The following is a 12,260-nucleotide window of genomic DNA, read 5'->3' on the forward strand; positions in this document are numbered from 1 at the left end:
GGCCTCCGACTTGGCTCCGCCCGCGCCCGCTTCGATGCCGTCCGGGGCCGCGCCGCTCGCGCTCGCCCGCGCGGCGAAGGCTCCCGCGGCCGTGCGCTCCGTCGCTCGCACCGCGTCGGCGACCGCGCCCGCCGCGGTTCCCGAGCCGACGCCGCAGCGGCCCAACCTCGAGCTGATCGAGGGCAGCGCGGAGCAGCCGCAGGTCGCGCGCAGCGCCGCCGAGCGGATCGCCGACGCCACCGGCGGCGCGATCAGCCAGGACGGCCAGAGCGGCCTGCGGAGCGTCACCTTCCCGTCGCCGAACCCCGGCGGCGCGCCGATTCCGCCCACTCCGCAGCTCTCGCAGCAGACGGAGTTCACGATCAGCCGGGAATTGGCGGAGCCCGCCCCGGCGTCTACACCTGCACAGCAACCGCAAGCCGCCGGTGGCCCCGCCCCGGCCAAGACCCCCGAGACCGAACAAGACGAGGCCCATAAGCGTGAGGAGCTGTACGAGTACTTCCTCGACCGCTTCAAGCGCGACCTGCTCGCCGAGCGCGAGCAGATGGGCCACCTGATCATCGACAACCCGTAGTGAGCCGCCAATGACTGCCACCGGACAAGCCGATCCGAACCCGCCGATCCAACAGGCGAGGTCGTTCAGCGTCAGCATCCCGTCGCTCACGCTGGAGGTCGGGCTCTTCACCCAGGTCACCGGGCTCTCGGCGCAGGTGGACGTGATGGAGTACCCGGAGGGCGGCAACAACACGTTCGTCCACCGGCTCCCGACGCGCATCAAGCAGGGGAACATCACCCTCAAGCGCGGTGTCACGTCCGAGAAGGCGCTCCTGCAGTGGTTCCAGACCTCGGTGGTCAAGGCCCAGCCGTCCGACCTGTCGATCCAGGTGCTCGACGAGTCCGGCCAGACCGTGCAGACGTGGTCGTTCCCGAACGCCTACCCGGTCAAGTGGACGGGCTCGGACCTGAACGCCGGCGGCAACGAGTTCATGACCCAGTCCCTCGAGATCGCCCACTCCGGCATGAAGGTGATGTGAGATGCCGTTCGGGAACTCCGCACTGCCCGAGAACTTCGTCCGCGCCTACCTCGAGATCGACGGTGGCGAGACGCTCGACTGCTACTTCAACCCGACCGAGTACTCGATCGCGAAGACGAACACCTGGGAAGCCGAGAAGGTCAACGGCAAGTCCTCTCCGAACCAGAAGTTCACCTCCGGCAACCCGCGCAAGATGGAGCTGAGCCTCCTCTTCGACCAGAGCTTCCCGCCATTCAAGAAGAGCGTCGGCGAGGCGACGGCGCTGCTGCTGGACGCGATGGAGGTCCCGGGCGGCCAGACCGCCGGCGCGCCGACCGCGGCGCCCCCGTTCATCACCTTCGGCTGGGGCAAGCTCAAGTTCAAGGGCGCCTGCACGAGCCTCACCTGCACGTACAAGCTGTTCTCCCCCGAGGGCGAGGCGCTGCGGGCCGACGTGAAGCTCAGCCTCACGCAGACCGGCCAGCCGCCCAAGGGCCAGAACCCGACCACGCGCGCGCAGGCCGGCTTCGGCGTGCATCGCGTCAAGGACGGCGACACGCTCCCGTCGATCTCGTACGCCTCCTACGGCGACGCGACCAAGTGGCGGCTGATCGCGGAGGCCAACGGCGTCGACAACCCGCTGCACCTGCGCCGCGGCAGCTCGCTGTCGCTCCCGACCCTGGACAACTGATGCCGGCCGTCAACGGGACCACGTCCAAGGAACACGTCGCCTCGCTGCAGGTGTTCATCGGCGGTGCCGAGCTGGACCCCAAGTACCGCGACCTGCTGACCGAGGTCAAGGTCGTCGACAGCCTCACGCTGCCCGACATGGCGCTGGTCCGGATCACGGACCAGAAGGGCGAGAACATCGACGCCAACCCGCTCCAGCTCGGGGCGAAGATCGAGATCAAGGCGGGCCAGATGTCCGACCGCTCGAGCACGTCGATCTTCAAGGGCCAGATCGCGGCCGTCGAGCCCGAGTTCACGCCGAAGGGCGTCGTGCTCTCCGCGCGCGCCTACGACGAGGCGCACAAGCTCAACCGCGAGAAGAAGTCGCGCACGTTCCAGCAGATGTCCGCGTCGAACATGGCGCAGAAGGTCGCGGCCGAGTCGGGCCTCCCGGTCGGCGAGATCAAGTCGACCAGCGTCGTCCACGAGTTCTTCCAGCAGAGCAACGAGACCGACTGGGCGTTCCTGTGGCGCCTGGCGATGATGCACGACTACGAGGTCGTGGTCGCCGACGGCAAGTTCAACTTCCGCCCGGCGAACGTCGCCGGCGGCGCCGCCACGGAGATCCGCTGGGGCGACACGCTGCAGACGTTCCGCCCGCGCATGAGCGGCATCCAGCAGGTCAACGAGGTCGAGGTCCGCGCCTGGGACCCGAAGACCAAGCAGGTCGTCAACGGCCGCGCCAGCAGCCCGACGACCACGTCGCAGCCCGGCGTGGCGCGCAGCAAGGTCGCGGGGGACATCGGCGGCGGCAAGACCGTCGTCACCGACCGTCCCGCGGCGACCACCGCCGAGGCGAACGAGATCGCCAAGTCGACGCTGCAGCGGATGGCCGACGCGTTCTTCGAGGCCGACGGCGTGGCCCGCGGCAACCCGGCGATCAAGGCCGGCGGCAAGCTCAAGATCGCGGGTGTGGGCGAGAAGTTCGGCGGCGAGTTCACCGTCAGCTCGAGCACGCACTCCTATCACGGCCACCGCGGCTACCAGACGAGCTTCCAGATCTCCGGCCGCAGCTCGCGCACGCTCACCGAGCTGGTCCGCGCGCCGCAGGAGAAGAGCTGGACCGCCTCGATCGTGGTCGGCGTGGTGACCAACAACAACGACCCCGAGCAGCGCGGTCGCGTGCGCGTGAAGTACCCGAGCCTCTCCGACAAGGAGGAGTCGGCCTGGGCGCCCGTCGCCACGCCGAGCTCCGGCAACCAGCGCGGCCTGCTGATGCTCCCGCAGCCCGACGAGGAGGTCGTGATCGGCTTCGAGCACGGCGACAGCCGCCGCCCGATCGTGCTCGGCTCGACCTTCAACGGCAAGGACAAGCCGGGCGAGGAGCTGCTCCAGAACCGCGACGGCTCCTTCGGGCTGGTGTCCAACGAGAAGATCCACCAGCACTCCAAGAAGGACTTCGAGATCACGTCCGACCAGAACATGGTCGTCGAGATCAAGCAGGACGAGAAGGTCAAGGTCACCGGCAACTCGACGCACGAGACCACCGGCAACAACAAGCAGAAGGCGCAGACCTTCGTCGTCGAGGCCGGCTCCTCGATGACCGTCAAGGGCGTCTCGGTGACCGTCGAAGCCTCCGCCGCGCTCACCCTCAAGGGTGCGACCGTTGACATCCAGAGCTCTTCCGCGCTGACGCTCAAGGGCGCGATCATCAACATCGGTTAGGGTCGAATCGTGACGGAGATCATCGGATCCGGCCTCGCGTTCCCGCTTCAGGTGGACCGCCGCGGCGGCATCGCCCTGGCGCGGGACGAGCAGGACATCGAGCAGGCCATCCAGCTCATCCTCGGCACCGCGCCGGGCGAACGGCCGATGCGGCCGGAGTTCGGCTGCGGCGTGCACGACTTCGTGTTCGACTCGATCGACGCGAACACGATCGGCAACATGGAGCAGGCGATCCGCGACGCGCTGATCCGCTGGGAACCGCGGATCGAGGTCCGGGCGGTGCGCTTCGACTCCAGCGACGCGATGACCGGCCTGTTGACGATCGACATCATCTACACGGTGCGCGCCACCAACACCGAGCGGAACCTCGTCTACCCCTTCTACGTGATTCCCGCGGAGGAGATGGAGTGAGGCTCCCCGAGATCCAGCTCGACGACCGCCGCTTCCAGGATCTCGTCTCCGAGGCCCGGACGCGCATTGCGCGCTCGTGCCCCGAGTGGACCGAGCACAACGTCTCGGACCCCGGCATCACGCTGATCGAGCTGTTCGCGTGGATGACGGAGATGACGATCTACCGGCTCAACCGCGTGCCGGACAAGCTCCACGTCGCGCTGCTGGACCTGCTCGGGATCCGGTTGGACGGCCCCGCGGCCGCCACCACCAGCCTGCGCTTCAAGCTCGCGGACGCGCCGAACGAGCCGATCCTCATCTCCGGCGGTGAGACCGAGGTCGGCACGCCGCGCACCGCGCACGACGAATCGATCATCTACCAGGTCGACGACGACTTCACGATCCCGTCGATGACGCCCGCCGCCTACGTGCTGCAGCGCGTCGGGCAGACGCCCAAGAACGTCGGCGTGGCCGACGGCGAGGCGCGCCCGCAGGGCTCGGACCAGCTCGCGTTCGGCACCCCGCCGCAGGTCGGCGACTGCCTGTACCTCGGCTTCGAGGACCCGCTGGACCGCCTGATCATCCAGATCGACGTCGACGCCTCGCAGGCGCGCGGCGCCGGCGTGAACCCGGAGGACCCGCCGCTGCGGTGGGAGGTCTCCCAGGGCGACAACGAGTGGGCGCCGGCCGAGGTGCTCGAGGACCTCACCGGCGGCTTCAACTACGGCTCCGGCACGGTCGAGCTCGAGCTGCCGCCGCGCAGCGCGATCGCGCCGATCGCCGGCCAGCGCCTGTACTGGCTGCGCTGCCGGATCACGGACACCACCGCTTCCGGCCGCCAGGGCGCGACGTACTCGCACGCGCCGGAGATCTACTCGATCACGGCCGTCCCGATGGGCGCCCGCCTGCCCGCGACGCATGCGTCGCTGATCGAGCGTGAGACGCTCGGCGTCTCGGACGGCACGCCCGGCCAGCAGTTCCCGCTCCGCCATCACCCGATCCTGAAGGTCGGCCCGGGCGAGACGCTCGAGGTCCAGGACCCGGACACGGGCGACTGGATCCGCTGGGAGTGGCGCCCGGACTTCGTCTCCTCGACCGAGCACGACCGCCACTTCACCGTGGACCTGGTGTCCGGTGACGTGGAGCTCGGCCCGGCGATCCGCGAGACGAGCGGGCGCTGGATCCAGTACGGCGCGGTGCCGCCCAAGGGCGCGGTGCTGCGCTTCACGCGCTACCGCCACGGCGGTGGCCGCGACGGCAACGTCACCGCGCACTCGCTGACCGTGCTCAAGAGCACGATCGCGGGCGTGGACACGGTCACCAACCCGGACTCGGCGAGCGGCGGCGTGGACGCCGAGATCCTCACCCACGCACGCCAGCGCGCGTCGATGGAGATCCGCTCGCGCTACCGCGCCGTGACCGCGGAGGACTTCGAGTTCCTGGCCGGTGAGGCGAGCCCGCGCGTCGCGCGCGCCGTCTGCATCCCGCCGCGGGACGGCGGCGCGGTGCCGCTGCACCTGGTGCCGCGCGTGTACCCGGCCGACCGGCGCCTGCACTACGAGGAGCTGGTCCCGGAGCCCGAGCTGCTCAACGAGGTCGGCGAGTACCTGGACGAGCGTCGCCTGATCGGGACGACCGTGGAGCTCAAGCCGTGCCGCTACCGCGGGCTGAGCGTCGTCGTGGACCTGCAGGCCCGGCCGCTCGCGGACACCACGCGCGTGGAGCAGGACGTCGCGCACGCGCTCTACACGTACCTGAACCCGCTCGTCGGCGGCAACCCGACCGGCCCCGGCGCGGGCTGGGCGTTCGGCCGCGCGCTCAACCAGGGCGAGCTGTACGGCGTCGTGCACGCCGTCGAGGGCGTGGAGTTCGTGCGCATCCTGCGCCTGTACGAGACGAACCTGGAGACCGGCGAGCAGTCGGCCAAGCCGTCCGGCACGCACATCGTGCTCGAGCCGGACGAGCTGATCGCGTCTGGGCTGCACATCGTCAAGGCTTCGCACCGAGAGGACTAGGTGCCGCCGGAGCAGCACAATGGACCGGGGGCCGAGAACAACGGCCACGGCACGGATCTCGAACGCCCGTCGACCGACGGGAACGGGAACGGCTACCGGACCTTCTCGGGGGCGGGCTTCGGCACGCTGATGATGCAGTTCGCGGTGGGGCCGCGGGAGACCCCGCCCGTGGCGTCCACGCGCGCGTACCTGCGCAACGGGCTGCCGTCGCTCTACCAGGACGGCGACTTCGGGATGCGGTTCATCGGCTCGCTCGAGGAGCTGCTGGACCCGATCGTCGCGATCCTCGACGCGCTCCCGTACCACTTCGATCCCAACTTCGCCCCGCCGGACATCCTGAACCTGCTGGCCGCGTGGCTGGGCGTGGACCTCGACGAGACGCAGGACATCAAGCACCAGCGGGAGATGGTGCGCCGGTCAGCCGAGCTGAGCCGGCGGCGCGGCACGGTGAAGGGCCTGGAGCTCGCGCTGCAGCTGCACTTCCCGAACCTCCCGCTGCGCCTGGAGGACAACGGCGGCGTCATCTGGCACGGCAAGCCGGCGAAGGAAGGGAATGCGTCGTCGGATTTCGTCGTCTATTGCGACAAGCCCGTCGAAGCCGAGACCCAAGCCGCCGTCGCCCGCGTCATCGAGCAGTACAAGCCCGTGCAGGCCACGTACCGGCTGCGGGTGAAGGCAGCAAAGAAGAAGGTCGAATCATGAGGACGTGCCAGAGCTGCGGCAAGGAGAACCCTGACGACCAGGACTTCTGCAGCTGTGGCGAGTACCTGCGGTGGGAGCCGACCGGCTACGGGATGCCGGCGATCACGCCCGACCAGATCGAGCCCAAGCCCGCCGCTCCTGCGGCTCCCGCCTCGCCGCCGGTGGTCACGCCGGCCGAGCCGATCACCCCGGAGCCCGGGAACGGCCACGGCAACGGGCACTCGCTGCCCGCCGTCCCGCCGCCGCCCCCGCCCACGCCGCTGCCCGCGGTCCCGCCCTCCGGTGATCTGCGCCCGGTCGCGAAGACGATGGTGCGCAACCTGCCCGCCGTCCCGGCGCCCGCGAACGTGCCGGGCCCACCGCCGCCCCGCAGCCCGGGTCCGCCGGTCACCGACCGCCGCGACGAGCTCCCGTCCGAGCCCGCGACGATCGTCCTGCGCGCCGACGAGAAGGGCGACTACGCCAAGGGCGGTGTGCTCGAGCAGACGGTCGAGCCGGGTGAGCGCACCACGCTGCGCGCCCTGATCCGCAACCAGAGCGGCATCGTCGACAACTACGACCTGCGCGTCGAGGGCCTGCCCGACGACTGGTGGTCGATCTTCCCCGGCACGGTCTACCTCGTGCCGTTCGGCGCCGGTGGCACGTACGAGCAGGAAGTCGAGATCCACCTGCACCCGCCGCGTGGCCCGGAGGCCGAGTCGCGGCTGTGGGAGCTCAAGGTCACGGCGGACTCGAAGGCGAGCCGGATCGTCGCCGCCTCCGCCCCGCTGCACCTGCACATCGGCGAGTACATCGAGACGGCCACCGCCCTGCGCCCGCAGCGCCGCCGCGGCCGCCGCAAGGTCGAGTACGACGTCACGGTCATCAACAAGGCCAACGCGCCCGTGCTGGTCGCGCTGGACGGCGAGGACACCGACGGCGAGCTGGAGTTCGGCTTCAACCGGCCGCCCCAGGAGATCCCGGCCGGCGGGTCGGTCACGACGCAGATGCAGGTCAAGGCGCCCAAGCGGATCTGGATCGGGCGCGTCAAGGACCGCCAGCTCTCGATCGAGACGATCACGGGCGATGAGGCCACCACGCGCGCTGCCGCCGCGCCGTTGCCGGCCTCGGTGCTCGAGGGCGTCGACACCGAGCCGCCGAAGAAGAAGTGGTACCGACGCCGGCCGAAGACCCCGCGGATCCCGGGCATGTACCCGCCGCGGATCTACAAGCCGATGCTGTACCCGCCGGACGTGAACTTCGGGCCGGGCGGCATCCAGGTGCGGATGCCGCAGATGCGCGGCCCGCAGATGCACGGGCCGCAGATGGGCGGCGCCAGCGCGCGGGCGCTCGGCATGCCGGGCTCCGGGCAGCTGAAGATGCCGTCGCGCAGCGGCAACAAGATCTCCGGGCCGCTCGCGCCCTCGCAGGGCGTCTTCCGCCAGCGGCCGCTCATCCCGTGGTGGTCGCTGCTCGTGCTGGCGCTGCTGCTCCTGCTGCTCTTCCTGCTGTTCCGCTCGCTGCCGGACAACGTGGTCGTGCCGAAGGTGACGGGCACCGAGTCGGCGTTCGTGGCCGAGGAGACGCTGACCAAGTCCGACCTGAAGCTGGACCCGTCGCAGAAGACGAAGGTCGACGACAGCAAGGCCGCCGGCTCGGTGATCGACCAGACCCCGAAGGCGGGCGAAGAGGTCAAGAAGGGCTCGACCGTGACGGTGCTCATCGCCGTCAAGTCCGGCAAGGTCAACGTGCCCGACGTGGCGAACAAGACGGCGTCCGAGGCCGACAAGGCGCTGCGTGAGAAGCAGCTGACGCTCGGCCAGGCCTCGCCGTCCGACGCCGCGCCCGAGGCCAAGATCTCGAGCCAGATCCCGGCGCCGAACGAGGTCGTGTCCGCGGGCACGCCGGTGCAGATCTTCTTCGAGGACCCGACGTCCGCCGAGGAGCGCGAGAAGAAGGGCGACAAGGACGGCAAGGCCGGCGTCGGTGGCGCGGGCGGCGGTGGCGCCGGTGGTGGCGGCGGCGGGGACATCACGGTCCCGGCGATCGGCGGCGACGACGTCGACAAGTACGCCAAGAAGGCCGCCGACCTGGGCATCGTGCCCAAGACGTCGCAGCGCTTCGACGACGCGCCCCTCGGCCGCCTGATCGCGGTCGTGCCCGAGCCCGGGACGAAGGTCAAGGCGGGCGCGAAGGTGACGCTCGTCCAGTCGGCCGGCCAGCCGCAGGTCGTCTTCACCAACGGCAAGGACATCCTGCGCGTCAACGGCGCCAACGGCAAGAAGCTCGAGCCCGTCGCGGACGGCGACGAGGAGGAGACGAACCCGACCTGGAACGCGGCCGGCACGCACGTCGCCTACATCGCCGACGGCCGGATCATGCTCAAGGACATCACGAAGGACAACGCGGACGCCGTGCCGCTGACGCCGGCCGGCAGCGACGACTCCAACCTGGCGTGGGCGCCGATCGCCGACCGCAACGTGCTCGCCTTCACGCGCGCCACGGACACCGACGTGGACCTCTGCCTCGGCAAGATCAACCAGAACGGCCTGGACGCCAGCTGCATCCCGGACCCGTCCTTCTCGCCCAACCGCGTGGTCCACTGGGCCCCGGACGGCAAGTCGATCCTCGCCTTCGCGGGCAAGAACGACCAGAGCGAGATCGGGATCGTGCGCTGGAAGCTCAAGCAGGGCCGTGACGCGTTCTCCTCCGACGCCGGCGACTGGTCCAAGGGCCGTTTCGTGTCCGACGTCAGCCGCCCGAGCAAGTTCATGCTCGACGCGACGATCTCGCCCGACGGCAAGCAGATCGCGATGATCTCCAACCAGGGCGTGTCGCGGTTCACGCTGTTCCTGGGCGAGACGAAGAACGGCTTCGACCTCAAGAAGGCGAAGAAGACGACGGTGCGCGCGTGCAAGGTGGTGTGGCGCAGCGACGGCCGCGAGCTCCTCGTGATCCAGGCCGACGCGGGCTGCGTCGAGGAGGTCGGGACGCTCGCCCGCGTGCCGGTCGACGCGACGCGCGAGCCCGAGACGCTGAACGCCTCCGGCAACGATCCGGTGTACCAACCGCTCTCCCTCGAGGGCTGAGCTGCGGTGCTGTGCCACAGCTGCCGTCGCCAGCTCGAGCGCGGAGCGAGCTACTGCGGCAGCTGTGGAGCGCCCCTGAACGGGGCGCCCGCGCCGCTGGAGCTCGTGCTGGACGGTGGCGAGCGCGTGCCCGTGGTGCACGAGCTGATCATCGGGCGCGCGCCGGGCTCTTCGGTGCTGCTTTCGGATCCGTCGGTGTCGCGCACCCACGCGCGGATCACGGCGGACGCGGTGCTGGAGGACGTGGGCTCCTCGCACGGCACGTGGCTGGACGGCGTGCGGGTGACGGGGCCGCTGCCACTGCGCGACGGGGCGAAGATCCGGCTCGGCGACGCGGAGCTGCGCGTGGAGCGCCGGCGCGAGGTGGCCGAGGCGGGGCGCACGATGTTCGTGCCCGCGGGCGGCACGGCCTTCCTGCCGTCGGTCGGCGGGACGCAGTTCGGGATGCGGCCGCGGGTGCGCTCGGGGTACGCCCTGAAGCGGCTGGACGCGTCCGAGGGGCGCCAGCGGTGGGTCTTGAAGGACATGCGCGCGGGGACGTTCCTGCGGCTGTCGGACAACGACGCGTGGGTGTTCGAGCTGCTCGACGGCTCGCGGTCGCTGGTGGAGCTCGTGGCGGTGTGCGAGCAGCGGTTCGGCGCGACGGGGGCGCCGCGCCTGGTGCGGCTGCTGACGGACCTGGGCGAGCGTGGCTTCTTGGCGGGAGTCGCGGGTGGGATGGCGCTGGCCGAGGCTCCGACCTCCCGGTGGCGGAAGCTGATCAAGCCGCGCGAGAAGATCTTCACCGGGCTCGGCCCGAAGATCGAGGCGATCTACCGGGCCGGCGGCTGGATCTTCTTCACGCAGGCGGCGCTGATCGTGATCGCGGCGCTGATCGTGCTCGGGCTCGGCGCGTTCATCTATCTGATCGCGGGGCGCTACGGCACGCCGTTCGTGGTGGCGTCGAAGTTCGGGATCGGCGGGCTCGTCTTCTTGGGCGGGCGCTTCGCGGTGGTGGCGGTGCACGAGCTGGCGCACGGGCTGACGATGGCGTCGTTCGGGCGGCGCGTGGACCGGGCGGGGCTGAAGGCGATCGCGATCTTCCCGTACGCGTTCGTGGACACGAGCGAGGCGTGGTTCGAGCCGCGCCGTCGGCGGATCGCGGTGTCGGCGGCCGGGCCCGCTTCCGACTTCACCTTGGGCGCGGTGTTCGCGCTGTGCGCGCTGCTGCTGCCCGAGGGCACGGTGCGCGACATCTTCTTCAACCTCGCGTTCGCGGCCTACGTCGGCGGGTTCTTCAACCTGAACCCGTTCATCGAGCGCGACGGCTACCACATGCTCGTGGACGGGCTGAACGAGCCGGGGCTGCGGCGGCGCGCGAAGGAGCAGCTCGAGCGGCGCATCCGCGGCGAGCGCGCGGAGGGCGACTCCCCCGTGTTGGCGCGCTATTCGGCGTTCGGCGTCGGCTGGTCGGTGCTCGCGGCGGCGTTCGCGATCGCCATCACGTTCCGTTACAAGGACATCTTCCTGCTGTACGCGCCCGAGGTGGTCGTCTACGGGGTAATGGGCACGCTGTGGGTGGCGTTCTTCCTACCGGTGTTCTTCGTCCTCGGCAAACCGCTCTGGCAGCGGGCACGAGGGGTTAGCTAAGAATGGCCACGACGCCCTCTGAAGCCGACGTCGCCGCACGGCTGATCGAGCGCCTGCTCGCCGACCCGGGGTTCCGCGCGCGGTTCCGTCGCGACCCCGCGGGCGCGTGCCGTGAGGCGGGCCTGGAGTCGCTGGCCAACGAGATGTCGCTGGGCGGCGGCAAGGCCTTCCACACGCTGGACATCCGCGAGTCCCGCTCCTCCCTGGCGGGCGTGATGATGGCCGCCGCGATGGAGGGCATCGTCGTCGGCCAGTTCGCCGAGAACGTGCTCCCCGCGCTCTCCCAGCTCCCGAGCGAGGTCGCAGACGTCGTCTCGCGCGTGGACCTGCCCGCGATCAACTTCCCCGGCGGTGGCGGCGGCAACGGCGAGGCCGTGAAGGCGAGCCCGGTCGAGCCGGACGCGCCGGCCGCGGCCCCGGGTGCGGGCGCCGACGTGCCGAGCTCGGACGTGCCGGGCGTCGCGGCCGCGCCGGCGGTGCCGGGCGTGGCTCCCGCGTCGGCCGGAGCGGGCGCAGCGGACGTGCCGACGGCGCCACCCCCGGCCGCCTCGGCGCCGCCGCCCGCCGAGGCCCCGGAGGCCGCGACGAAGCCGCCCGCGGAGCCGAAGGCGCCCGCCAGCGACCCGGCCGGTGACGCGGCCAAGAAGATCGCGGACGCGAACAGCCCCGAGGCCGCGCAGCAGGCGAAGGAAAAGGAGGCCGCGGACGCGCTCTCCGAGCAGACGAGTGGCGTCCCGGGCTCCGACGCGCTGCCGACGGGCAACGCCGCCACCGCGCCCGGGGGCGACCCGCCGACGCAGTCCGAGACGATCCCGGGCGGCGGCGCACCTACGCCGTCGGTGGACCCCGGCGACCTGCCCGCCCCGGACAACTCGGTCGCGCCGGGCGGCCCGGTGAAGGGTGGCCTGCCCGCGAGTGGCAACGCCGGTGGCGGCGCGGCGGGCGCAGGCGGCGCGGCAGGCGCGGGTGGCGCGGCGGGCGCGGGCGGCGAGCTCGAGCAGTACGTCGTCGAGGAGCTGCTCGACCCGCTGGACGCGGCCGCGCGCGCC

Annotated in this window: 8 protein-coding genes and 2 pseudogenes; all 10 read left to right on the plus strand. The window is 71.0% G+C overall.

Annotated elements, in window-relative coordinates:
- Window positions 1–574, plus strand: a pseudogene (locus OJ997_RS35075) (hypothetical protein); the annotation flags it as partial.
- Between the two features lie 10 nt (window positions 575–584).
- Entirely contained in the window at window positions 585–1,034 is a 450-nt protein-coding gene (locus OJ997_RS35080) for a phage tail protein (protein ID WP_270030101.1), read from the plus strand.
- A gap of 1 nt (window position 1,035) precedes the next feature.
- Window positions 1,036–1,704, plus strand: a complete 669-nt coding sequence (locus tag OJ997_RS35085) for a CIS tube protein (RefSeq protein ID WP_270030102.1) — start codon at window positions 1,036–1,038, stop codon at window positions 1,702–1,704.
- The gene (locus OJ997_RS35090) at window positions 1,704–3,407 is read left to right on the plus strand and encodes a VgrG-related protein (protein ID WP_270030103.1); all 1,704 of its coding nucleotides are present in this window, start codon (window positions 1,704–1,706) and stop codon (window positions 3,405–3,407) included. Before OJ997_RS35085 ends, OJ997_RS35090 begins: the two co-directional genes overlap by 1 nt.
- Before the next feature lie 6 nt (window positions 3,408–3,413).
- Window positions 3,414–3,818 carry a GPW/gp25 family protein gene (locus OJ997_RS35095; protein WP_372517972.1) on the plus strand — a complete coding sequence of 135 codons (405 nt, stop codon included), beginning with the start codon at window positions 3,414–3,416 and terminating at the stop codon, window positions 3,816–3,818.
- On the plus strand, window positions 3,815–5,812 hold the full coding sequence (locus tag OJ997_RS35100) for a putative baseplate assembly protein (RefSeq protein WP_270030106.1): 1,998 nt from the start codon (window positions 3,815–3,817) through the stop codon (window positions 5,810–5,812). Before OJ997_RS35095 ends, OJ997_RS35100 begins: the two co-directional genes overlap by 4 nt.
- A complete protein-coding gene (locus OJ997_RS35105) occupies window positions 5,813–6,514 on the plus strand; it encodes a phage tail protein (protein WP_270030107.1) in 702 nt (233 codons plus the stop codon).
- Complete coding sequence (locus OJ997_RS35110) at window positions 6,511–9,582, plus strand: PASTA domain-containing protein (protein WP_270030108.1); 3,072 nt, start codon at window positions 6,511–6,513, stop codon at window positions 9,580–9,582. Before OJ997_RS35105 ends, OJ997_RS35110 begins: the two co-directional genes overlap by 4 nt.
- Before the next feature lie 6 nt (window positions 9,583–9,588).
- On the plus strand, window positions 9,589–11,211 hold the full coding sequence (locus OJ997_RS35115) for an FHA domain-containing protein (RefSeq protein ID WP_270030109.1): 1,623 nt from the start codon (window positions 9,589–9,591) through the stop codon (window positions 11,209–11,211).
- 2 nt (window positions 11,212–11,213) lie between these two features.
- A pseudogene (locus tag OJ997_RS35120) lies at window positions 11,214–12,260 on the plus strand (hypothetical protein); the annotation flags it as partial.

It is taken from the genome of Solirubrobacter phytolaccae (assembly GCF_027587195.1).
Taxonomy (GTDB): domain Bacteria; phylum Actinomycetota; class Thermoleophilia; order Solirubrobacterales; family Solirubrobacteraceae; genus Solirubrobacter; species Solirubrobacter phytolaccae.

Coding starts and splice junctions, on each gene's coding strand:
- OJ997_RS35085 (WP_270030102.1), top strand. CDS start 1,036: ATGCCGTTCGGGAACTCCGCACTGCCCGAGAACTTCGTCCGCGCCTAC.
- OJ997_RS35110 (WP_270030108.1), top strand. CDS start 6,511: ATGAGGACGTGCCAGAGCTGCGGCAAGGAGAACCCTGACGACCAGGAC.
- OJ997_RS35090 (WP_270030103.1), top strand. CDS start 1,704: ATGCCGGCCGTCAACGGGACCACGTCCAAGGAACACGTCGCCTCGCTG.
- OJ997_RS35080 (WP_270030101.1), top strand. CDS start 585: ATGACTGCCACCGGACAAGCCGATCCGAACCCGCCGATCCAACAGGCG.